Here is a 22880-nt window from a genome sequence, read left to right as displayed (position 1 = left end):
GATGGATGCTCGGACGGCCTCCGCCGCACCGGTGCCCGGAGAGGTGCCCAGCCTCGAACCGACCGCTCTCGGCGGGACGTCGGGCCACGGGCTCAGACGATGTACCCGCAGCGCTCCAGGTAGTCCAGGTAGCGGTCGACCAGGTCCGCGTCGACCGGCGGGCACTGCGGACCACCGTCGGCGATCGCGGTTGCGAAGTTGTGCCTGCCATGCGGCGGCACCTGCCCGGCGAGGTGCTCGCTTCCCGAGGTCAAGGTGGGCAGGAACGGCGTCAGCGGGAACTCCGGGTCTTCGGAGGACTCGCGGACGCACTCCTGAACCCACTCCTGGTAGGGGAGTTCGGCGATCGACCGGCCACGGGCGCGCATCCGGTCGATGAGCAGGTACGAGTCGGCGGGTTCGCCGTTGGTCACGTGGTACACCCGACCGTCGGGTTCCTGGTGGCGGATCAGGTGGACCAGCGCGTCGGCGACGAAGTCGACCGGGACGAGGTTCAGCGGGAACCGCGCGTCCGGCGCCACGCCCGTTTCCGCCACGGTCTTCAGCAGCGCGGTCATCTGGGTCCCGGTGTTCCAGAGCCCGGAGTCGGTGGTGCCGCTGATCTCGTACGGCCGGTGGATGCTGCCCGGCAGGCCCCGCTGGAAAGCCCGGCTCAGCAGGGTTTCCGCCACCCACTTGGTCTGCGGGTAGCCCATCGTGATGTTGTCCGGTTCCTGCAACGGGTCGTCCTCGGCGACGACACCACCTCGGCCGGCCCCGGACAAGGTGCTGATGCTGGACACGAAGTGCACCGCCTTGCGGCTGTGGGTCGTGGCCAGGCGGAGGATGGTGTGCATGCTGTCGACGTTGGCGGCCCGCAAAGCGGCGTAGGGGTAGACGAAGTTGACGTGCGCCCCGTTGTGCACGACCAGCTGCACCGTCCGGCACAGTGCGTCGAAGTCCTGCTCCGGCAACCCGAAATCGGCCTGGGACAGGTCGCCGGCGTGGGCGACCACGCGGGAACCCGGGTGGTCGGCGGACAGGCCGTAGCGGCGGAGGCTCGACGACAGGCGGGCTTGCGCCGCGGCCCGGTGCTCCGCGCGGACGAGGCAGTGGATCGTGGCATTCGTGTGCCGCAGCAAGCGGTCGAGCAGGAACGGGCCGAGGAATCCCGTGGGGCCGGTGAGCAGCACGTGCCGGGGGTCGAGGAGGTCTCCCGCCAGAGGACGCCCGAAGTCGAGCAGGTCGTCCAACCGCGTCTCGGCCCACAGGTCGAGCCGGGTGGTCTCCCGGTGCTCGTCGGGGGCGTCGGTGTTGACCTGGTCGACGGCCTGCGCGAACTCCCGCACCGTGGGGGTTTCGAGCATCGCGTTGATCAGCTCGGGGGCTTTCTCGACCGGGAGGTCCAGCCCGTCCTGCACGGAGGCCACCGCGCGCACCAGCTGGATCGACTGTCCACCCCGGACGAAGAAGCTGTCGTCCGGCCCCAGCGGCGGCACCGACAGCAGGTCCCCCCACACCTCGGCCACGGCCCGCTCGGTCGTGGTTTCCAGTTCGGTCCCGGCATCGGACGACGGCGTCGCCGGGCTCTCGACCCGGAGCCGGGACCGGTCCGGCTTGCCGTTGCGGTTGAGCGGCAGCTCGTCCAGCACGCACAGGTCGGCGGGCACCATGAACCTCGGCAGCCGGTCGCGAACGTAGTCGCCCACCCGCTCGGCGAACCGCTCGCGCTCCCCGCCCCCGGACTCGCGCGGGGCGGACCCGGTGACCGGCACGACCCACGCGGCCAGCCGGTCGTGCCCGGACGGCGAGGGCCGGACGTCGGCGACGGCCGCGCGGACCTCGGGGTGGGTCGACAGGACGGCCTCGACCTCGCCCAGCTCGACCCGGTAGCCGTTGAGCTTCACCTGGCGGTCGACGCGACCGAGGAACTCGACCGAGCCGTCCGCCAGCCACCGGACCTTGTCGCCGGTGCGGAACAGCCGCACGTCGGAGGTCGCCAAGTCGGGGAACGGGTTCGGGACGAACCGCTCGTCGGTCCGGTCCGGGTCACCGTGGTAGCCCACGGCCAGGCCGTCGCCGCCCGACCACAGCTCACCGGCCTCGCCCACGTCGGCCAGTTCGCCGTCCGGCCGGACGACGTAGTTGGTGGTGTTCGGGGCCGGCCGGCCGATCGGCACGGTGGTGCCCGGCTCCACGTCCTCGACCACGTGCCAGGTGCAGATGATCCCGGTCTCGGTCGGACCGCACATGTTGACCAGGTGCCGCGGCCTCCCCTTCGCCAGCACGGACCTGGCCACCGCCGGGTTCATCACGTCGGCGCAGGAGACCAGGTAGCGCAGCCGGGCGAACATGTCCGGCCGGTAGGAGCCGACCTCGTTGAACACCCCGGCGCTGAGCATCAGGACGGTGGCCCGCTCGGCTTCGATCCGCTCGGCGAGCAGGTTGGGCGACAGCGCGGTGTGCGGGTCGAGCAGCACCAGGCGCGCGCCGTTGAGCAGCGCGCCGAAGATCTCCATGCAGGACAGGTCGAACGCCAGGCCGGCGGCGGCCAACCAGGTGTCCTCGGGCCCGACGACGAGCCCGTCCCAGCCGACCACCACTCTCGCGGGGGCGCGGTGCGGCACGCTGACCGCCTTGGGCTTCCCCGTGGTGCCCGAGGTGAACATGATGTACGCGGGATCGCGGCCTTCGCGCTCGGTGACCTCCGGCGGCGACTCCTGTTCGTCGGACGGCTCCACGTGCCAGGAGACCCGGTCGCGCTCCAGCGACTCCGGCAGCACGTCGTCCAGGCCGTCCACGATCACCCCGACCCCGGTCTGATCGCACATCCCCGACAGGCGTGCCCGCGGGTGGGCGGGGTCGAGCGGCACGTACACCCCGCCCGCCTTGAGCACGCCGAGGATCGCGGTGACGGCCTCGATCGAGACCCGCGCGGCGACCCCGACGCGGTCACCGGCGGCCACGCCCGCCCGGTGCAGCCGGTGGGCGACCGCGTTGGCCCGCCGATCCAGTTCCCGGTAGGACAGCGTGACGTCCCCCCTGCTGACGGCGGGCGATTCCGGGCCGCGGCCGACCTGCTTTTCGAAGATTCTGTGCAACGCCGAGTGCCGGGGGTAGGAAGTCGCCGTCTCGTTCCACTTGGAGACGGCATTCCGGTGGTCCAGGTTGCGCTCGCCGGCCATGGTCACGTGCTCCTTCCGCCTGGTGTTGCCCGGAACGGTAGGGCGTCGGCTTTCGGTGGTCCATCCGGCTTCCACGTCACGGAAGTTCGGCTTGACCAGCGCATTTGCCCGGACATACTGGGCGAGACGAACACCGTCGGCACCGGGCGCAGTCGAGTTCGACGCGAATCTTCCGGCCCTTCCGGTGATCATTCGGGAAACGGTGATCGCGGCCCTCGCGGTGCGCGTCGGCCGGTGTCGTCCCACCACAGAGGAGAATACTGATGACCGTTTCGGACGTGCGCGAACAGGCGAGCCGGCAGAGCCCGGACAAGTTCTCCGTGCAGCAGGTCGCCGACGAGATCGTCGCCTCCATGAAATACATCTCCGAGGACAACCCGTTCGTCAAGAGGACGCAGCAGGGGAAGCTGACCGACGACAACATCCGCAGGTTGCTGGAGATCGAGGACAACGCGTTGGTCTACCTGGCGGGACCGATCACGGTCGGCGCCGCCAGGTTCGCCTCCAGCCACGTGACCGCCGACTACATCATGGAAATGATCCCGATGTTCCGCGACGACCAGCGGCTGGCCCACGCCGCCGCCGTGGCCTACGGCACCGGGCTGGAGGAGTTCCCCGGGCAGCTCGTAGACCCGGTCACCTTGGGCTACGTCGGGTTCATCACGTGGCTGTTCGAGAGCTGCGACCCGGCCGCCATCGGACTCCTGCTCTACCTCGACACCTCGCTGTGGCACCGGTTCTGCGTGCTGATGACGCCCGCTCTGAAGGAGCAGGCCGGGGTGCGGCAGGAACTGCTGGACTTCATCTCCAAGTACGAGAAGCGTCCCGACAAGGCTTTGGACGGGGCGATCAGGATGACCGAGGAGGCCCTCGCCAAGGGCTCGGACCTGGAGCAGGCCATCGTGACCGCCAAGTTGGCGGGCCACTTCATCGCCGGCATCTGGGACGTGGCAGCCGAAGACCGGTGATCACCGGGCAGCGGGCTTCGGCGTGCGGCGGTCGGGGCCGTGCGCCGAAGCCCGCTCGCGCGTGAATGGCGTGCGTGGTCAGCTGGAGGGAGCCGACGAGTTCGTCGACGTGCTACCGGAGGAGGTACTGGCGGCGGCGCTCGTCGCGATTCACCCACCGGCAGGTGGGGGAGTGCCGACCTCGAACTCCGCGCACCACAGCGCGAGGATGTCGTACTCGGGATCGGTCACCCGGTACCGAACGCCTTCCCAGCCGTCGGCCGTCATGTCCACGACCTGGAGACCGAGCGGGAAGTTGTCCCACTGCTGCCGCAACTCCAGCCCGGTGACACCGAGGAACCTGAGCTGGAGCCGTGTCGGGTCGCCCGCCGACACCGCCTCGACCACCAGGTCCACCCGGTTCTCCGCGCGCTCCAGCACCACCCGGGCCATCGACCAGGCGGCACGGCTCAGGTACCCGGTGTAGACGTCGACCTGCGAACTCATCCTGGATACTCCCACCGGCGAGTGCCGACCGATCTGCCGGATTTTCCCGGGACCGTACACGAGCACGCGGTGGTGGGTGTCGGGAACATCCCCTCTGCCGGCGCATTTCCGGCACGCGGGTTCCCGGGGTGGGTCGGTTCGGTCCCTTGAACGCCTTGTCCCCCAGGCAGGATGCCGCCATCGCCGCGCACGCCTGCCGGTGCGGGGCCCGGGACCGGCCCGACACCGGGCCTGCCCTCCGCGCCCGGACTCGATACCGCGTGGGGATTTAATGGGTATCGCCACTTAATTGCGCGCGCATTCCCCTCCGCGTGGGTGCTCGGGGAGGGTGATCGGCGCCGGCCGCTCCTTCTCCTCCCTGCCTCGCGGCCGGCAGTCCCCGGTGCTGCCGTGGGCGCGAACAAGGAGAGATTTCATGGGTTACAGGTATTCGAGGCGTGCGCTGGCGGTGGTGGCCGCCGCGGCGGGCACCGCGCTCGTCGCCGCGGTGGCACCCGCCGCAGCGGCACCCGCCGAGGGCACGATTCGCAGCGCGGGGGCTCAGGGTTCGGTGGCGGGCAGCTACATCGTGGTGCTCAAGGACTCCGGCGCGGGGGCGTCGTCGGTGGACGCGGTCTCCACCGATCTCGCGGGCCGCTACGGCGGGACCCGCAAGCTCACCTACACCGCCACGATCCGCGGTTTCTCCGTCGCCATGTCGGAGGACCGCGCCCGGCGGCTGGCGGCGGACCCGGCCGTCGCCTACGTCGAGCAGGACGGCACCGCGCGCGCCGTCGGCGAGCAGGCCAACCCCACCTGGGGACTGGACCGCATCGACCAGCGCTCCCTGCCGGTGGACAACAAGTACGCCTACCCCAACGACGGTGACGGCGCGACGGTCTACGTCGTCGACACCGGTGTCTACCGCCCGCACCCGGACTTCGGCGGCCGGGTCACCTCCGGACGCGACTTCATCGACAACGACAACGACGCCTCCGACTGCCACGGGCACGGCACGCACGTCGCCGGCACGGTCGGCAGCGCCACCTACGGGGTGGCCAAGAAGGCCAAGATCGTCGCCGTGCGGGTGCTCGACTGCCAGAGCAGCGGCCAGTGGTCCCAGATCATCGGCGGTTTCGACTGGGTCGCGGCCAACGCGGGCGCCAACTCGGTGATGACCGCGAGCCTGGGCGGCAGCAGCAACTCGTCGGTGGACGACGCGGTGGCCAAGGTCGTGGCCAAGGGCATCACCGCGACCATCGCCGCCGGCAACAACAACGGCGACGCCTGCCAGACCAGCCCCGCCCGCACGCCCAGCGCGATCACCGTCGGCGCGGTCGACAACGCCGACAAGCGGTCGCTGTGGACCAACGGCCAGGGCTCGAACTACGGCAGCTGCGTCGACCTGTTCGCCCCCGGCACCAACATCACCTCGACGTTGCAGAACGGCGGGTCCGGGCAGATGTCGGGCACCTCGATGGCCACCCCGCACGTCGCGGGCGCGGCGGCGCTGTACCTGACGGCCAAGCCCGGCAGCACGCCCTCGCAGGTCACCCAGGCCCTGCTGGCGGCGTCCACACCGGACAAGGTCGCCGACCCCAAGGGCTCGCCCAACAAGCTGCTCTACGTCAAGGAGTTCGGCGGCGGCCCGAACCCGGGCACCTGCGCGCCGCAGACCGGTTCCGGCGCGGTGGCGATCCCGGACGCCGGTTCGGCCGACTCGCCGGTGACCATGGCGAACTGCACCGGCAACGCGTCGGCGTCGACCTCGGTGAAGGTCGACATCGACCACACGTTCACCGCCGACCTCGCCGTCGACCTGGTCGGCCCGTCGGGCGCGGTGCTGAGCCTGCGCAAGGCCGGCGGACTCGGTGACGCGAACGGCATCCACACCACCTACACGGTGAACGCCTCGGGCGAGGCGAAGAACGGCACGTGGAAGCTGCGCGTCACGGACGTCTACCGCTACGACACCGGCTCCATCACCTCCTGGACGCTGACCCCGTGACCACCGTGGAGAGGTCGACCATGTTCAACCGCAAGCGTTCCACGCGGATCGCGGCGGCGCTGGCGGGCGTCGCGGTGAGCGCGCTGGCCGTCGTCGCCGTCGCGGCCCCGGCCCCGGCACCGGTCCGGACCGCCGCGACCTTCGAGGGCGACACCCCGTCGCCGCCGCCCGGTGACGCCTCGGCGTTCATCTACAAAGGACAGGACGCCACCCTGTCCGAGTACCCGCCGGTGATCGCCGCGCTGCGCCAGGGCGGCACCCGCCCCAAGGGCCAGTCGTGCACCGGGTCGGTGGTGGGCAAGCGGTCCATCGTCATCGCGGCGCACTGCGCGGGCTTGGAGGGCACCAAGACCTTCAACTACGGGCTCGACGACCTCAACGTCGGCACCGGCACGACGTTGACGGTCAAGTCCTACGACCTGCACCCGCGCTACGTCAACTTCGACCAGGGCTACGACGTCGCGGTGGTCACGACCAACGAGGACATCCCGCTCCCGCCGGACAAGTGGGCCAAGTTCGCGACCTCGGCGGACGCGGGCATCTGGAAGGTCGGCGACCAGGGGCTGAGCCTGGGCTACGGCAAGAAGACCCACGACGACAACCCGGCGGACGTCTCGCTGGACAAGCAGAGCTTCCCGATCGTCGACGGCGCGAGCGCCTGCCAGGGCGTCGGTGCGGGCTTCAAGGCCGCGACCATGATCTGCGCGGGCTACTCCGACGGCCGCACCACGATCCTGCCCGGCGACAGCGGTGGCCCGCTGGTGGTCAACGGCAAGCTCGTCGGCCTCGCGTCCTGGAGCCGCTCCGACTTCAAGTGGTACGGCATCTGGAGCAGGCTCGACAACGAGATGGGTGACTGGGTCAAGGAGAAGGTCGGCGCGACCCAGCCCGCCGAGTTCGGCATCGCGGTCGACCCGACGTCGGTGCGGGTGGCGGCCGGGTCGAGCACCTCGGTCGGCGTCACCACCACCGCCGGCGCGACGCCGGAGGACGTCACGCTGTCCGCGTCGGGCCAGCCCTCCGGTGTGGAGGCGGTGTTCCAGCCCGCGTCGATCAGGACCGGTGAGGCCGCGAAGCTCTCGTTCACCGCGGCGGCGGGCACGCCCGACGGCCGCTACCCGGTGACCGTCACGGGCAAGACCGCGTCGGCGACCAAGCAGGCGACGGTCACCCTGGTCGTGGGCGAGGGCGGTCCCGGCAACGAGTTCGGGCTCGGCGTGAGCCCGGCCGCGCTCAAGATCGATCCCGGCAAGTCGGCGTCCACCAACGTCACCAGCGAGGTCGTCGGGGGCACCCCGCCCGAGATCACCCTGTCGGCGAGCGGTCTGCCGCAGGGCGCCGAGGCGGTGTTCCAGCCGACGACGATCACCGCCGGCGGCACCGGCAAGCTCACGATCACCACCTCGGCGGGCACGCCCAAGGGGGAGTACCGGGTCACGGTGACCGGCACGTCGGGCCCGGTCGGCAAGCAGACCACGCTGACCGTGACCATCGGCGACGGCGGGCAGCAGCCCGGCGGGCTGACCGTGTCGCTCTCGCCCGCCTCGGGCTCGCTCCGACCGGGCGGCTCGCTGTTCCCGACGATCCGGGTCGCCGGGGCGAGCGGGTCGGTGTCGCTGTCCACCGAGGGCGTCCCGTCCGGGGTCACCGCGCAGCTGCTGCCCGCGACGATCAGCGGCGGCCAGTCCTCGATGCTGTTCCTGACCGCGTCGTTCGCGGCGACGCCGGGCACCTACAAGATCAAGGTCACGGCCACCGGCGGCGGCAAGTCGGGTTCGGCCGACTTCACGCTCACCGTGGCCACGCGCTAGCGGGTCGCGACCGGACCGGGTGGGGCACGCAGGGCCCCCACCCGGTCCACCCGCGTGTCCACAGTGGACTTCAGTCGGCGGTTCCGGTCGATTCGGCGACGAACGCCGCGCGCGAGCGCAAGCCCAGCTTGCGCATCGCCTTGGCCACGTGGTGCTCCACCGTGCGCGGCGAGAGGTACAGCTGCTCGGCGATCTGCCGGTTGGTCCGCCCCGCCGCCACGAGTTCGACCACCTCGCGCTCCCGGGGGGACAGGTCGTCGCCGTAGCTCTTGCGGCCGCGCGGGGTCCCGCGCCGGAACCGGCGGGCCAGCCGCCCGCACCGCGCCGCGTCGCGCTCGGCCCCCAGCCGGGCGAACGCGCTGCGGGCCAGGTCGAGCTGGACGGTCGCGGTGCCGGTGTCGTCCAGCTCCAGCGCGGCGCGTGCCGCCGCTTCGCGCGCGGACGCGCCGGCGTGCGGGTGGGGGAGGGCGTCGTAGCGCTCGGCCGCGCGGACGAGGCGCACCAGCGCGGCGTGGTGGTCACCGCAGGCGGCGGCCAGCACCGCGTGGCACATCTCGGCACCGGCGGCCGCGAGCGGCGCGTCCCGGCCCGCGATCCCCTCCTCGTACTCGGCCACCAACCGCCGTGCGTGCTCCTCGCGGCCCGCGCGGACGAAGGCCCGGGTGGCCTGGGGAGCGAGGTCGGACGCCCACACCCACACGCCCTTGCGCCGCGTCTGGGCCAGCGCGCGCTCCGCGCCCACGGCAGCGGCGGCGACATCGCCCCTGGCCAGGGAGATCGCGACCCGGCACGCGGCGACCGAGGCGGACACCGGCGCGTTCTCCGGGGCGGCGGCCAAGGCGTCGTCGAGGTGCCGCTCGGCCAGGTCCCGGTCGTCGCGGGCCATCGCCAGCCAGGCCAGCGCGATCCACGCGTCGCACGCCAGGAACGGCATGTCGCCCGCCTGCTCGATCAGCAGTGCGGCGGCCGCGGGCAGCGCCTCCCAGCGGCCGGTGGCGGCGTCCAGGCGCAGCCCGGTCCCGGTGCTGAGCATGGACAGGAACGGCACGTCGGCGTCGGCCAGCACCGCGCCGCCGGTGCGCAGGTACTCGCGCGCGATGCCGTAGTGCCCTGTCCAGGCCGCCGCGTCGGCGAGGTTGTTGTACGCCCGGCTCAGCTGACGCCGGACCCGGGCCGAGCGCCCGGGTTCGGGCAGGGCCGCGACCGCCGCCCACAGCGCCGGGTCGCCCACCTGCGCGAGCGTGGTCACCTGGTTGGCCCGCACCGACGCGACCAGCTCCGGGTCGTCCACGCCCTCGACCGTGCGCACCGCCTCGGCCAGCCAGCGCAGGTGGAACCCGACCGGGCGGGTGCCGAAGCTGGGCAGCGTCAGCACCGCCATGCCGCGCAGCGCGAGCGCGGGCCGGTCGCGCAGGTCGACGATGGCCGTCTCGATCTCGTTCTGGCCCAGTTCGATCCGGCCGGCCTGGTTGATCAGCAACCGGCCCAGGTTGAGCCGCACCTCCGCGCGCGCCGACCGGCCCAGCGCCTCGTCGCGCAGCACCGACCACAGCCGCTCGACCGTGCTGGTGTGCGCGATCCCGTTGAGCGCCACCCGGCTCAGCCGCACCGCGAGGGTGTTGCGGGCACGGGCGGGCAGCGCGTCGTCGACGAGCGCGTCCTCCAGCAGTTGCAGCGCGAGCGCCGTGTCGCCGACCTCGGTGGCGTGGTCGACGGCGGCCAGGGTCTTGCGGGCCCAGTTGGCCAGGTCGCCCGCGCGCCGGTGGTGGTGGGCCAGCCGCACGACCGGCGGGTCGGGCGTGGCACCGAGCAGTTCGGCCGCGCGCGCGTGCAGCCTGCGCCGCTGGGGACCGGGGATCGAGACGTAGACGGCCTGCCGGGCCAGCGGGTGGCGCAGGGCGTACCGGGGTGTGCCCGTTCCGCTCGTCTCGTGCAGCACGGCGGCGGCGAGCGCCCGGATCAGCGCGTTGCCGACCCGGCGCGCGGGCAGGCCGGTGACGGCCGCGAGGTCCTGTTCGGTGGCCGGCAGGTCCAGCACGGCGGCGGCGTGCACGACCGCGCCGACCGTCGGCCCGAGCCGGGCGAGCCGGTCGGACATGGTGTCGCGCAGCAGGACCGGGATGTCCACCAGGTCGAGCACCCGTGGCCGCAGCGGGTCGCCCGCGTCGCGGACCTCGCGCAGGACCTCCTCGATCACGAACGGAATCCCGGCGGTGCGGTGGTGCAGTTCGAGCGCGAAGTCCTCCGGCACGCCCGTCGTGCCGAGCAGGTCGGCGGCGAGCTTGCCGACGGGGCCCGGACCCAGCGGACGCAGGCGCAGCAACGAGTTGCGGCCGTCGGCGAGCAGCCGGTAACCCGAGCCGGGCAACAGCATCGCCCCGCCGACCCGGTGCTCCTCACGGCGGTAGCTCAGCACCGCCGACAGCTGCGCGGTCGGCTGCCCGGCCAGGAACCTCAGCAGGTCGTGGGTGCCCTCGTCCGCCCAGTGCAGGTCTTCCACCACCAGGACAACGGGCCCCAGGGCGGCGAGGAACTCGCGCACGGCGCGGAAGACCCGGTACCGCTCGACCGCCGCGTCGCCGCGCTCGGGCTCCGGCGGCAGCATCGCGGCCAGTTCCGGCAGCAGCGGGCGCAGCGCGCCCATGACCGAGGGCAGCGGACCGGTGAACCGGTCCAGCCGGGACCCGTTCTCGCGCAGGATGTCCACCACCGGCCCGTACGGCAGCGGGGTCCGCAACGGTTGGCACGCGCCGTACAGCACCGTGCGGTCGGCGACGTGCGGCAGCCGCAGCAGTTCCCGGATCAACCGGGTCTTGCCCACCCCGGCCTCGCCCTCCAGCAGCACCACGGCGGGCGGACGGGCCACCGTGCCCGCCAGCTCGGCGAGTTCGGTGGCGCGACCGACGAAGATCGACGTCGGCCTGCGCACCGGGGGGAGGTCTGGTTGCGCCACGACCGCACGTTACCCGCGCGCACGGCGGGCTGAGAAGATCTGTTCCGCGCATCATTCCGGAATTTTGAATGGGTATCCCTACAAATATGGCGCGGGATTCTCCAACCCGGCCGGCTGTCGCATGGTGGGTCTCCGAGCGGAGCTTTCCCTGCCTTCTCGCCCGCTCATACGAGGGAGTTCAGGAATGATGAGTCGGAGAACAGGTCTCGCCGCGTTCGCGGTGGGTGTCGCGTGCGCCGGTCTGGCGGCCGTGGGCGCGGTCGTGCCCGCAGCGGCGGCACCCGCGCTCGGCACCGTCGTGCAGGCCAAGGAGCACTACAAGGGCCAGTACATCGTGGTGCTCAAGGACTCGGGCGCCAGTGCCGCGGCGGTCGAGTCGGTGTCCGGGTCGCTGGTGGCGACCTACGGCGGCACGATCGCCTCGACCTACAAGGTCACCACTCGCGGCTACTCGGTGCACGGCATGACCGAGGAGCAGGCCCGCAGGCTCGCCGCCGATCCGGCCGTGCGCACGGTCTACCAGGACGGGAAGATGCGCGGCGCGGACGTGCAGGCCAACCCGACCTGGGGCCTGGACCGCGTCGACCAGCGCGACACGGCGGTGGACCGCAAGTACGAGTACAACGCCACCGGCGAGGGCGTCACCGTGTACAGCGTGGACAGCGGTGTCCGCATCTCGCACCAGGACTTCGAGGGCCGGGCCCGTCACGGCTACGACTTCCTCGACAAGGACAACGACGCCTCCGACTGCAACGGCCACGGCACGCACACCTCCGGCACGGCGGTCGGCAAGACCTACGGCGTGGCCAAGAAGGCGAAGCTCGTCGCGCTGCGCGTGCTGGGCTGCGACAACAACGGCCCGGACTCGCTGCTCAGCGACGCCGTCGAGTGGATCACCGCCAACGGCGTCAAGCCCGCCGTGGTCAACATCAGCATCGGCCAGTTCGAGACCGGCATCGGCGACGAGCAGATCCGGGCGTCGATCCGGGCGGGTTTCGTCTACGCCGTGGCGGCGGGCAACAACAACGGCGCGAGCGCGTGCGACTACAGCCCGGCGCGGGTGCCCGAGGCGATCACCGTCGCCTCGATCGACCAGGGCGACCGCCGGTCGAGCTTCTCCAACGTCGGCACCTGCGTGGACATCTACGCCCCCGGCGGGAACATCACGTCGCTGTCGCACAGCAGCGACAACGGCACCGCCGGCAACTCCGGCACCTCGATGGCCACGCCGCACGTGACCGGCGCCGCCGCCCTGTACCTGCAAGGCCACCCGACCGCGTCGCCCGCCGAGGTGGCCAAGGCGCTCACCGACCTCGCCACCCCCGGCAAGGTCGGCGACCCGGGCACCGGGTCGCCGAACAAGTTGCTCTACACCAAGGAGATCACCGCCGGCGGCCCCGGTCCGGGCTGCGCCCGGCAGACCAACGGCACCGACGTCGCCGTGCCCGACGCCGGCGCGGCGGTCACCAGCCCGATCACCGTCTCCGGCTGCGACGGCGCGGCCTCCGCGACGGCGTCGGTCGAGGTCGCGATCGCCCACACCTATCGCGGCGACCTCGCCGTCGACCTGGTCGCCCCGGACGGCAGCACCTACGTCCTCAAGGCGTCGTCGGCGGGTGACGCGGCCGACGACGTGCGGGCCACTTACACCGTGAACCTGTCATCGGAGGCGAAGAACGGGACCTGGAAACTCAGCGTCCGCGACGTCTACCGCTTCGACACCGGCACCGTCGACAGCTGGTCCATCACCGTCTGACCGCATTCCCGGACCCGCCCGCACCTGTTCCCGGTGCGGGCGGGTCCGTGTTTTCGGCGGTCCGGCGCGTCGGATCGGGTCGTCGTTCGACGGGTTGCGCGATCCGGGCCCGGTGGGGCCGCCATTCGCCGGCGCGTATCGACTGGAAGAACACCGTCCGCCGCCGCGCAGTGGCGCGGTGCGGCCTTGACGAGGTGGTCGCGGCCGGTGCGGCAATTCCCCCCGACGTTTCCCGGAGCGGTGGCCGGGAATTCAGCGGACGGCGTCCACATCGATTCGGAAACCGGCCGCGAACAAAGCGGACAAAATAGCCCGGAGCGCCGCCGAGTGCGTAGCCGCTTGTCGGAGATGTCGGGTTTCTCAAGCCAAGCGACCCGGAATCTCCGGCGGAACGGCTTCGACGGCCATTCGAGTGTGGTGGTTTGACATAGGGGCCGGGATGGCCTATGAGAGTGTCTCAAGACGGCCGTACTTTGACGCACCGTCGTCTCCTTGACACCGACAGTGACCCATCCTACGATCGGGATGGTTGTTGCAAGTGAGTGGCAACAAAGTCCGTCGGTTCTCCGAACTGCGGATCGGGAGTTCGACCTCCGCATTTGTCCACGTGCCCGCAGCGCATTTCCGATGCGAACCTGGTGGTCGGCCCTGCTGTTCCTTTCCGTTGTTCGTCAAAACCTGCTCCAAACAGGTCGGAGGCGTTCATGACGCAGGTCGGCGACGTTCGTGGCAGCAAACGCGCAGTGCGCTCGGCGCCGGGCGGGTGGCCGCCCTGGCCGCAGCACTCCGCCCGCACCGAGGAGTTCCTCCTGGCCGCGCTGAGGTCGGGCCGGTGGGCGGTCAGCGGTGCCTTCACCGGCGACGAGTCGTGGGAGCGCAGGTTCGCCGAGGAGTTCGCCCGGTTCATCGGCACCGGCTACGCCGTGCCCACCTGCAACGGGTCCGCCGCGCTGACGATCGCGCTGGAAGCGCTCGGGGTCGGCGCGGGCGACGAGGTGATCGTGCCGGGGCTGACCTGGGTGGCCTGCGCGTCGGCGGTGCTCCGGGTCGGCGCGGTGCCGGTCCTGGCCGACATCGACCCCGACACGCTGTGCCTCGCGGTGCCCGCGGTAGAAGCCGCGATCACCGGGCGGACCCGCGCGATCATGGCCGTGCACCTGCACGGGTCCGCCGTCGACCTGGACGCGCTGCTGCCCCTGGCCGCCCGGCACGACATCCCGGTGCTGGAGGACTGCTCCCACGTGCACGGTGCGCGGTGGCGCGGGCGGCGGCTCGGGTCGTTCGGCGCGGTCGGCGCGTTCAGCCTGCAACAGACCAAGTTGCTCACCTCGGGGGAGGGCGGTGTCGCCGTCACCTCCGACGAGGAACTGGCCGGCCGCCTGTTCCGCAAGCGCGTGGACGGCCGCCGGCGGCGGACGGGCACGCCGGTGGGCGAGTTGGAGTTGGAGGAACTGCCCGGCGTGCAGGGCTACAACTACTGCATGGGCGAGTTCGCCGCCGCCGTCGCGGTGGACGGCCTGGACCTGCTCGACGGGCAGAACGCCGTGCGCCGGGAGGCGACGCGGGAGTTGGAGCGCCTGCTGGCCGGCGTCGACGGGGTGCGGCCCGTCGTCCGCCCGGACGCCCTCACCGAGGACGCCGCCTACCAGTACTGCCTGCGCCTGGACCCGGCCGTGTTCGGCGCGAACGCCAAGCACCGGGTCGCCGCACGCCTGGCGCGCGAGCTGGACGTGGCCGTCGAGCCGATCGACGACTCGCTCGACCGCAACGTGCTCTACCAGCCGCTGACCTCCGGGTGGGCCCGCGCGGAGCGGCGCCCGGCGCTCGACCCGACCCGCTTCGACCTGCCGGTCGCGCGGACGGCCGCGGCCGACGCCGTCGTGCTGCCGCACCGCGTGTTCCTCGCGGGACCGGCCCGGATGGCGTCCGTGATCGACGCGCTGGTGCGCGCCCGTGACGACCGCGCCGGGGACTGAGCCGCCGTACCCGCGTGCCGCCGCACCCCGATCCGCAGTCAAGAGGAAAGGCCGCATCGGTGACCATCGACGACACCCAGACCCTCATCACCGCCGCCCGGACCGACCTGGGCCGACTGACCCGCGGTGACGCCACCGAGTTCCTGCGCGGGCTGCCGGCAGGCAGCGTCGACCTCGTCATCACCTCGCCCTGGTTCACCGGGCCCTACACCTTCGACGCCGCCGAACCCGCGTCCGGCCGCTTCGGCGACTGGATCACCGGCTACGCCCGCGAGTTCGAGCGGGTGCTCGCGCCCGGCGGCAGCGTCGTGCTCGAACTGGGCGCCACCTGGGCGACCGACCGCCCGGTGCGCACCGTCCAGCACTACGCGGCGATCGCCCGGCTGCTCCAGGAGGAGAACTGGTTCCTGTTGCAGGAGTTCTACTGGTACAACCCGGACCTGCTCACGCCCCGCCCCGACCTGGTGGAGCACGGCCACACCCGGCTGCACGACTGCGTCAGCACGTGGTTCTGGCTCGCCCGCACTCCCGAGGTGCCGGTGGACACCCGGCGGGTGACCGCTTTCCAGAACGCGCTGACCCACCCGTTCGGCAACTTCCTGGCACCCGGCGAGCACCCGCTCGACCTGGACTACCTGGAAGGGCGCACGGGCGACCGGGTCGAGCACTGCGCGACCACGGCCGCGCAACCCGACGCCGACCGCTACCCGGTGTCCCTGCCGCTGTACTTCATCACCCTGCTCACCGGACCCGACGGCACGGTCGTGGACCCGTTCGCGGGCATCGGTTCCACCGCGATCGCCGCCGAGGTGACCGGCCGGACGTGGCGCTGCAACGACTTCTCGCCCAGCGCGGTCGAGGTCGCCGCGCGCCGCATCAAGGCGCTGGAGGCGAACCGATGACCGTCTCCGAGCCCGCCACCGGGACCGCGCCGTCCCCGGAGCGCGAGTTCCTGCTGATGGACAAGAAGGTCCGCGCCCTGGTCGGGCGGGGGCTGTTCGACGACGCGCCGGACCTGCTCGCCCACCTCGACGCCGACCGGTACGTGGTGGTGACCGACGACAACGTGCGCGGTGTCGCCGCCGCCCGGCTCGCGGCGCGGTTGGAGACCGCCGCGCCGACGCTGCTGCTGTCCCAGCCGCCGGGGGAGGAGCACAAGACGTTGCAGACGCTGTCCCGGCACATCGGGGACGCGCTGGACTTCGGCATCACCCGGCGCTCGGTCGTGGTCGCGGCGGGCGGCGGCGTGCCCGGCAACACCGCGGGGCTGCTGGCGGGCCTGCTGTTCCGGGGCGTGCGCCTCGCGCACTTCCCGACCAGCACGATCGCCGCGTGCGACTCGGTGCTCTCGGCCAAGCAGGCGGTCAACACGCGGCACGCGAAGAACACCGTGGGGCTCTACCACAGCCCGGAGATCATCGTCGTGGACCTGGACGTGGTCGCCGCCGGTCCCCGCCGCGACCAGCGCTCCGGTGTCTGCGAGACGATCAAGAACGCGCTCGCGCTGGCCCCCGCCCAGATCCCCGAGCTGCGCGGCCTGCTGCGCCCGGCGGCCGACTACAGCCGTGACGACCTGGCGCGGGTGTTCGAGCTGAGCATCGAGGTCAAGGGCGCGCTGCTGGAGGACGACCCGTACGAGAAGCACGCGGGCGTGCTGCTGGAGTACGGCCACACCGTCGGGCACGCCCTGGAACTGGCCGCTGCGGGCAGGCCCCGGTCCGACGGTCCGCTGCGGCACGGCGAGGCGATCGCCCTCGGCATGCTCGCCGCGGCGCGGATCGCCGTGCGCACCGGGTTGGCCGACGGGTCGATCGTCGACCCGCACGAAGAACTCGTCGCCACCGCGGGCGTCTGCCGCTGCCTGGTCCGTGAGCTGGAGGTCGACGCCGTGATGCACCACGTCGAGTTCGACAACAAGCGCGGCTACCACCGCCACGACCGGTCGGAGGTGCCGATGGTGCTGCTGGCGGGCCTGGGCGTGCCGGCGGGCGCGGCGACCCGCTACCTCACGCCCGTGCCCAAAGCCGTGGTGCGCGAGGAGGTGGCGGGCCTGCTGGAGGGCGGCAGGCACTGCGGCGGCGGGTGCGGAGCATGAGCGGCACCGCCAAGTTCGCGCTCGCCCGCGCCCCGCTGCGGGTCTCGCTCGGCGGCGGCGGCACCGACCTGCCCAGCTACGCCACGCGCCGGGGCGGCATGGTGGTCGGCGTCGCGATCGACCGGTACGTCGGCGTGGCGGTCTACCCCCGGGAGTTCACCGGCGCGGTCCGCACGGCGTTCGAGGGGCGCGTGCGCCAAGGCGACCCGGTCGACCACCCCGACCCGCTGGCGCGGGCCTGCCTGCGCCGGTTCGGCCCGGAGGGCAACCTCCAGGTCGCGTCCTTCGGCGACGCGCCCAGCGGCAGCGGGCTGGGCGGGTCCGGCGCGTTCACCGTCGCGTTCGCCCACGCCGCGTCCGCCGGTGTGGGACTGTCCACTCGGGACATGGCCGAGACCGCGGCCGACATCGAGATCCGGGACCTGCGCCGCCCGGTCGGCAAGCAGGACCACTACCTCGCCGCGTTCGGCGGGTTGCGGGTGCTGCACTTCCCGCCCGAGGGCGAGGTCCGGGTGGAGGCCCCGGCGGTCGCACCGGAGACGGCGGCGGAGCTGCAATCGCGGCTGCTGCTGTTCCACAGCGGCATCAGCCGGGACGCCGCCGAGGTGCTGGCCGAGCAGAACGACCGGACCCTGCACGGCGACCGCGAGGTCGTCTCGGGGCTCGACCGGATCCGGGACATCGCCGACGAGATGACCGGGGCGCTGACGAGCGGGGAGGTGGACGCCGTGGGGCCGCTCATCGACGAGCACTGGAAGATCAAGTCGCGCTTCAGCAGCCGGATCTGCCCGCCGCGCGTGGCCGCGCTCTACGACCTGGCGATGCGCAGCGGGGCGACCGGCGGCAAGCTGCTCGGGTCCGGCGGCGGCGGCTTCCTGCTGGTGTTCTGCCGCGCGGACGGCCGTGAGCGGGTGCGCCGCGCGCTGACCGCCGAAGGGTGTCGGGAGCTGCCGTTCGGGTTCGACCACGAAGGCAGCCGCGTGTCCTGGTTGCCGGTGTGAGCCCCGTGGACGGCGTGGCCGTCACCGTCGTGACGATCACGCGCGGGCGTCCGCACTTGTTGTTGCGGGCGGCCGAATCGGTACTCGCCCAGGACATCGCGGAGCGCTACGAGCACCTGGTCGTCGTGGACGACTGCCCGGACACGCACGCGTTCATCCGGGCGCAGCCCGTGCTCCCGCCGAACCTGCGCTGGATGACCGTGTCCCGGCAACCGGGCGAGGTGTCGGGACCCGGCCGGTCCTCGCGGCTGCGCAACCTCGCCGTGCGGATCAGCCAAGCCGACTGGATCGCCTTCCTGGACGACGACAACGAGTGGACCCCCGACCACCTGTCCACGCTGCTGGACTGCGTGCGGCGGACCGGGAGCCGGGTCGCGCACTCGTGGCTGCGGATGCTCAACCCCGACGGTTCGGACTTCCTGGACCCGCGCGACCCCTGGGAGTCCGAGGCCGAGGCGGCGCGCGCCCAGTACGACCGGATGGCGGCGCTGGGCGTGGTCACGCCGGGGTCCAGCATCCGGCGCGACCGCCTCGACCCGGCCGGCCACCCCGACGGCGTGGTCTCGATCGACACCAGTGAATTCCTGTTCGCCCGCGCCCTGCTGGCGGAGACGCCGTTCAGCGACCGGTTCAGCGAGCAGGACGCGGCCGCCCGGATCGGCGAGGACGACAAGCTGGCCGCCGCGCTGCGCGCCAAGGGAGAACCCGTTGCCTGCACCGGGAGAGCCACCCTCCGCTACTACCTGGGCGGGTACTCGAACCGGTTCGACCAGCCGTTCGACGAGACCTTCTCGTGGAGCGGCGGAGGAGGAACCCATGCCGTATGACGTGGTCGACGGCCGGCTGCTGACCCCCGAGGGGCTGGAGCTGAACGTGGCCTACCACTGCAACCTGGGCTGCGCCTCGTGCAGCCACCTGTCGCCGGTGTTCCGCCGGTCGCTGGCCGACGTGCGGCAGGTGACCGAGGACCTGGCGAGGCTGGCCCGGTCGTTCCGGGCGAGCTTCGTGAAGGTCCTCGGCGGCGAACCGCTGCTGCACCCGGAGCTGCCGGCGATCCTGCGGGCCGTGCGCGACTCGGGCATCGCGCCGCGCACGGTGGTGTGCACCAACGGTCTGCTGCTGCCCAGGATGGGCGACGAGTTCTGGGCCGAGGTCGACGAGGTCGAGGTCTCGGTCTACCCGAACCAGGAGCTGCCGCCGGACAAGATGGCCGCGGTGCGGGAGCGGGCCGAGCGCAACGGCACCCGGCTGTCGCTGTCGTACTACTCGCACTTCCGGTACTCCTACTCCGAGGACGGCAGCCGCGACGACGACCTGGTCCGCGACATCTACCGGACGTGCCAGATCGCGCACGTGTGGCGCTGCCACACCCTCTACGAGGGCCACTTCTTCAAGTGCCCGCAGTCGATCTTCCTGCCGCGCGTGATCGGCTCGCCCGAGGACCCGTGGGCCGACGGGCTCAAGCTCGACGACGAGCCGGACCTGGTGGACCGGCTGGCCGCCTACCTGGAGAGCACCGAACCGCTGCTGGCCTGCCGAAACTGCCTGGGCAGCGCCGGGTTGCGGATGCCGCACCGGCAGCGCACCCGTCGCGACTTCCGCGACCTCCAGCGCCGGCCCACCGAAGACCTGGTCGACCAGGGCTTCCTGCGCCTGCTGCACGCCGAGCCCGACGCCGACGACGGCTGCGCGGTCGGCGACCGCAACCGGTGGACCGACCTGGTCGCCGCGACGGCCGCACCTCGGGAGGGGGCCTGAATGCGCGTCCTGGTCACCGGCGGCTCGGGTTTCATCGGCAGCCACGTCGCGCGGCGCTTCCGCGAGTCCGGCCACCACGTGCTGGTCGTGGACACCAAGTGGACGCCCGAGGACCCCGAACCGGGCGTCGCGCTCGACCTGGTCGACCGCGACCGCGTGCGGGAGGTCTTCGACGACTGGCGGCCCGACCACGTCGCCCACCTGGCGGGCGTGGCCGACGCCAGGGTCGCGCTCGCCCAACCGACCTTGGCCATGCACACCAACGTGGTCGGCACCTCGATCGTGCTGGAGGCCGCCGCCGACTTCGGCGCGTCGCGGGTCGTGCTCGCCGGCAGTTGCTGGGTGTACAACGCGATGCGCGAGGAGGCGATCGACGAGGACGAGCCCTTCCTCCCGACCGGCGCGGGCCACTTCTACACCACCAGCATGATCACCAAGGAGTTGCTGGCGCGCGATTTCGCCCAGTTGCGCGGACTGTCGTCCACCGTGCTGCGGTACAGCCCGATCTACGGCCCCGGCATGTGGCCGGGGCTGGTGGTCTCGGCGTTCCTGCGGGCCGCGCGCGCCGGCGGACCGCTGACCGTCTACGGCGACGGCACCGAGCGCCGGGCGTTCCTGCACGTGCACGACCTGGCCGACGCGTTCGTGCGGGCGGCCCAGCCGGTCGCCGCCGACCAGGTCTACAACCTGGAGGGCGGCGAGATCGTGACGACGGGCGAGCTGGCCCGCCGGGTGTCGGACCTGTTCGGCGGCATCCCGATCACCTACCGCGAGGAACCGACCCGGGCCGGTGAACTCCGCTACGCGCAACGGTTCGTGTCCACCGCCAAGGCGCGCCGCGAGCTGGGCTGGGTCCCCCGGATCTCGCTGGACGAGGGGCTGCGCCGGGAGATCGCGGCACTGGAGGAGGCGGTGGGCCGATGAGCATCGGACCGGTGGCGGTCGATTTCACCGAGGACGACATCGCGGCCGTGCTGGGCTCCATCGGCGATTCGTTGCGGACCGGGCAGCTCGCCCAGGGTCGCGTGGTGGCCGCGTTCGAGGAGGAGTTCGCCCGGTTCACCGGCAGCCGGCACGCGGTCGCGGTCTCCACCGGCACGGCCGCGCTGGTGTGCGGGGTGCGGGCGCTGTCCGGCGAGACCACCGGCGAAGTCCTGGTGCCCGCCAACACCTTCTACGCCACCGCCGTCGCGCCGATCCTGGCGGGCCTGCGGACCAGGCTGGTGGACGTCGACGCGGACACGCTCGCGCCCTCGGTGGACACGTTGAGCCGCGCGGCCACCCCGGACACCGTGGGCGTCCTGCTGGTGCACATGGGCGGGATCATCAGCCCGGCGACACCCGACATCGCGGAGTGGTGCGCGCGGCGGGGGCTGTGGCTGTTCGAGGACTGCGCGCACGCGCACGGCAGCAGGGTCGACGGTCGGCACGCCGGCACCTGGGGTCGCGCGGGGGCCTTCTCCTTCTTCGCCACCAAGGTGCTCACCTCGGCCGAGGGCGGGGCGGTGATCACCGACGACGACGACCTGGCCCGCGACCTGCGGGTGTACCGCAACCTGGGCAAGCCCTCGATGTGGCGCAGCTACCACACGTTGTTGGGCGACAACGCCCGGCTCAGCGAGCTGCACGCCGCCGTCGGCCGGGCGCACCTGGCGCGCGCCGAGTCCTTTGTGGACAAGCGGGGTGTGCTCGCCCACCGCTACACCGAGGCGTTGGACGGCCTGCCGCACGTGCGCCCGTTGCTGCCGACGCACGAGCGGGCGAGCTGGTACAAGTACGTGCTCCTGCTGGACGAGGAAGTCGACCGGGAACGCCTGCGCACGGCGATGCAGGAGCAGGACGTCCGACTCGGCGGCGAGATCTACGAGCTGCCCCTGCACCTCCAGCCGGTGTTCGCGGGCCGGGTGCCGCCCGGGGAGTTCCCGGTCGCCGAACAGGTCTGCGCACGGCACGTGTGCCTGCCGCTGCACACCCGAATGTCCGTCGAGGACGTCGACCGCGTCGTGGACGTCCTCAAACGCGCCCTGGACACCGCGACCACGTCGACCGGGAAGGTGACGCCATGACCGCGCAACCGCACACCACCTCGACGCACGCCCAGACGCACGCCCAGACGCATGCCCAGACGCACGCGCTGTCACCGGAACAGCTCTACCTGTTCGACACCACGGGTCTGCTCGTCGTGCGCGGCGCGTTCGACCCGGAGGAGGTGGCCGCGTACCGCGCCGAACTCGACCGGCTGACGCCGCGCCGCTCGGAGTTCGCCAACACCGAGCGCTTCGACGACATCCGCGGCGACAGCGAGCTGTTCGCCGCCCTCGCGCTGGACGACCGGCTCGTCGGGCCGGTCCGCGACGTGGTCAACCAGCCGTTGCGGCTGCTGGAGGGCTACGCGCTGCGGCGGGGTCAGGACAGCGTCCTGTACCTGCACGGCGGCAACTCCGAGCTGCTGGACCTGGAACGCGGACCGGTCGGGCGGGACCTGTCGATCACCCACACCTACCACGACGGCAAGCTGTTCGTCCCCTACGTCAAGACGCTGATCTACCTCAGCGACATCACCGGACCCGACGACGGCGCGTTCTGCTACATCCAGGGCTCGCACAAGGCGAACTTCCCGCTGCTGCGGCCGAGGGCCGAACGGGGCGAGCGCACGTCGCTGATCGACTCGGGGTTCCCCACCCTGACCGACGTGCACGTCGCGGCCGGCGACCTGCTGCTGCTCAACGAAGCACTGATGCACGGCACCCGGCGCAAGCGCACTCCCGGCGCGCGCACCCTGCTCGCGTACGGCTACGGGCCCACCTACCTCGCCGACTGGCGCGAACTCGACGGGGAGACCGGAGACCTGCGCGGTCAGGGCTACGTGGACCACGACGTCGAAGAGGACTTCGTGGGCTGACCGCGGTCCTCTCACACAGGAGC

At 72.2% G+C, this 22880-nt stretch carries 16 protein-coding genes; 13 read left to right on the top strand and 3 right to left on the bottom strand.

Going from position 1 to position 22880, the window contains the following annotated elements; translation table 11 throughout:
* Positions 1-92: 92 nt before the first annotated feature.
* Positions 93-3164 (bottom strand): amino acid adenylation domain-containing protein, encoded by a 3072-nt coding sequence (locus AC0HI0_RS16565; protein ID WP_480933260.1) that lies wholly within the window; start codon positions 3162-3164, stop codon positions 93-95.
* A 263-nt stretch (positions 3165-3427) separates the two neighbouring features.
* Between AC0HI0_RS16565 and AC0HI0_RS16560 the strand changes: the two genes are divergently transcribed.
* A complete protein-coding gene (locus AC0HI0_RS16560; protein WP_480933259.1) occupies positions 3428-4132 on the top strand; it encodes a hypothetical protein in 705 nt (234 codons plus the stop codon).
* A gap of 150 nt (positions 4133-4282) precedes the next feature.
* Here AC0HI0_RS16560 and AC0HI0_RS16555 read toward each other — a convergent pair whose 3' ends face one another.
* Entirely contained in the window at positions 4283-4618 is a 336-nt protein-coding gene (locus AC0HI0_RS16555; protein WP_480933258.1) for a hypothetical protein, read from the bottom strand.
* Positions 4619-5033: 415 nt separating this feature from the next.
* Here AC0HI0_RS16555 and AC0HI0_RS16550 point away from each other — a divergent pair, with 415 nt between their 5' ends.
* Complete coding sequence (locus AC0HI0_RS16550) at positions 5034-6605, top strand: S8 family peptidase (RefSeq protein ID WP_480933257.1); 1572 nt, start codon at positions 5034-5036, stop codon at positions 6603-6605.
* Positions 6602-8416 (top strand): trypsin-like serine protease, encoded by a 1815-nt coding sequence (locus tag AC0HI0_RS16545; protein WP_480933256.1) that lies wholly within the window; start codon positions 6602-6604, stop codon positions 8414-8416. The genes AC0HI0_RS16550 and AC0HI0_RS16545 overlap by 4 nt, the downstream gene beginning before the upstream one ends.
* 70 nt (positions 8417-8486) lie before the next feature.
* Here the strand turns inward: AC0HI0_RS16545 and AC0HI0_RS16540 are convergent, their stop codons facing one another.
* Positions 8487-11369 (bottom strand): ATP-binding protein, encoded by a 2883-nt coding sequence (locus AC0HI0_RS16540; protein ID WP_480933255.1) that lies wholly within the window; start codon positions 11367-11369, stop codon positions 8487-8489.
* Between the two features lie 187 nt (positions 11370-11556).
* Between AC0HI0_RS16540 and AC0HI0_RS16535 the strand changes: the two genes are divergently transcribed.
* The 10 genes from AC0HI0_RS16535 (at position 11557) to AC0HI0_RS16490 (ending at position 22857) form a co-directional block, all read left to right on the top strand.
* Positions 11557-13125, top strand: coding sequence for a S8 family peptidase (locus AC0HI0_RS16535; RefSeq protein WP_480934309.1), 1569 nt, complete (start codon positions 11557-11559; stop codon positions 13123-13125).
* 704 nt (positions 13126-13829) lie between these two features.
* The gene (locus tag AC0HI0_RS16530) at positions 13830-15101 is read left to right on the top strand and encodes a DegT/DnrJ/EryC1/StrS family aminotransferase (RefSeq protein ID WP_480933254.1); all 1272 of its coding nucleotides are present in this window, start codon (positions 13830-13832) and stop codon (positions 15099-15101) included.
* Between the two features lie 59 nt (positions 15102-15160).
* The gene (locus tag AC0HI0_RS16525; protein ID WP_480933253.1) at positions 15161-16003 is read left to right on the top strand and encodes a DNA-methyltransferase; all 843 of its coding nucleotides are present in this window, start codon (positions 15161-15163) and stop codon (positions 16001-16003) included.
* On the top strand, positions 16000-17196 hold the full coding sequence (locus AC0HI0_RS16520; protein ID WP_480933252.1) for a 2-deoxy-scyllo-inosose synthase: 1197 nt from the start codon (positions 16000-16002) through the stop codon (positions 17194-17196). The genes AC0HI0_RS16525 and AC0HI0_RS16520 overlap by 4 nt, the downstream gene beginning before the upstream one ends.
* Positions 17193-18197, top strand: a complete 1005-nt coding sequence (locus tag AC0HI0_RS16515; protein ID WP_480933251.1) for a GHMP family kinase ATP-binding protein — start codon at positions 17193-17195, stop codon at positions 18195-18197. The genes AC0HI0_RS16520 and AC0HI0_RS16515 overlap by 4 nt, the downstream gene beginning before the upstream one ends.
* Positions 18194-19024, top strand: a complete 831-nt coding sequence (locus AC0HI0_RS16510; RefSeq protein ID WP_480933250.1) for a glycosyltransferase family 2 protein — start codon at positions 18194-18196, stop codon at positions 19022-19024. Before AC0HI0_RS16515 ends, AC0HI0_RS16510 begins: the two co-directional genes overlap by 4 nt.
* A complete protein-coding gene (locus AC0HI0_RS16505) occupies positions 19014-19955 on the top strand; it encodes a radical SAM protein (RefSeq protein WP_480933249.1) in 942 nt (313 codons plus the stop codon). Before AC0HI0_RS16510 ends, AC0HI0_RS16505 begins: the two co-directional genes overlap by 11 nt.
* The gene (locus AC0HI0_RS16500) at positions 19956-20879 is read left to right on the top strand and encodes an NAD-dependent epimerase/dehydratase family protein (RefSeq protein WP_480933248.1); all 924 of its coding nucleotides are present in this window, start codon (positions 19956-19958) and stop codon (positions 20877-20879) included.
* A complete protein-coding gene (locus tag AC0HI0_RS16495) occupies positions 20876-22021 on the top strand; it encodes a DegT/DnrJ/EryC1/StrS family aminotransferase (RefSeq protein WP_480933247.1) in 1146 nt (381 codons plus the stop codon). The genes AC0HI0_RS16500 and AC0HI0_RS16495 overlap by 4 nt, the downstream gene beginning before the upstream one ends.
* Positions 22018-22857: a phytanoyl-CoA dioxygenase family protein gene (locus AC0HI0_RS16490; protein WP_480933246.1), complete on the top strand. Its 840-nt coding sequence runs from the start codon at positions 22018-22020 to the stop codon at positions 22855-22857. The genes AC0HI0_RS16495 and AC0HI0_RS16490 overlap by 4 nt, the downstream gene beginning before the upstream one ends.
* Positions 22858-22880 lie beyond the last annotated feature (23 nt).

It is taken from the genome of Saccharothrix sp. NBAS 001, from assembly GCF_056640475.1.
The sequence above is the reverse complement of the archived record's forward strand: the minus strand, read 5'-3'. Positions and strand labels throughout refer to the sequence as shown.

Coding starts and splice junctions, on each gene's coding strand:
- AC0HI0_RS16565 (WP_480933260.1), bottom strand. CDS start 3,164: ATGGCCGGCGAGCGCAACCTGGACCACCGGAATGCCGTCTCCAAGTGG.
- AC0HI0_RS16560 (WP_480933259.1), top strand. CDS start 3,428: ATGACCGTTTCGGACGTGCGCGAACAGGCGAGCCGGCAGAGCCCGGAC.
- AC0HI0_RS16555 (WP_480933258.1), bottom strand. CDS start 4,618: ATGAGTTCGCAGGTCGACGTCTACACCGGGTACCTGAGCCGTGCCGCC.
- AC0HI0_RS16550 (WP_480933257.1), top strand. CDS start 5,034: ATGGGTTACAGGTATTCGAGGCGTGCGCTGGCGGTGGTGGCCGCCGCG.
- AC0HI0_RS16535 (WP_480934309.1), top strand. CDS start 11,557: ATGAGTCGGAGAACAGGTCTCGCCGCGTTCGCGGTGGGTGTCGCGTGC.
- AC0HI0_RS16530 (WP_480933254.1), top strand. CDS start 13,830: ATGACGCAGGTCGGCGACGTTCGTGGCAGCAAACGCGCAGTGCGCTCG.
- AC0HI0_RS16520 (WP_480933252.1), top strand. CDS start 16,000: ATGACCGTCTCCGAGCCCGCCACCGGGACCGCGCCGTCCCCGGAGCGC.
- AC0HI0_RS16515 (WP_480933251.1), top strand. CDS start 17,193: ATGAGCGGCACCGCCAAGTTCGCGCTCGCCCGCGCCCCGCTGCGGGTC.
- AC0HI0_RS16505 (WP_480933249.1), top strand. CDS start 19,014: ATGCCGTATGACGTGGTCGACGGCCGGCTGCTGACCCCCGAGGGGCTG.
- AC0HI0_RS16500 (WP_480933248.1), top strand. CDS start 19,956: ATGCGCGTCCTGGTCACCGGCGGCTCGGGTTTCATCGGCAGCCACGTC.
- AC0HI0_RS16495 (WP_480933247.1), top strand. CDS start 20,876: ATGAGCATCGGACCGGTGGCGGTCGATTTCACCGAGGACGACATCGCG.
- AC0HI0_RS16490 (WP_480933246.1), top strand. CDS start 22,018: ATGACCGCGCAACCGCACACCACCTCGACGCACGCCCAGACGCACGCC.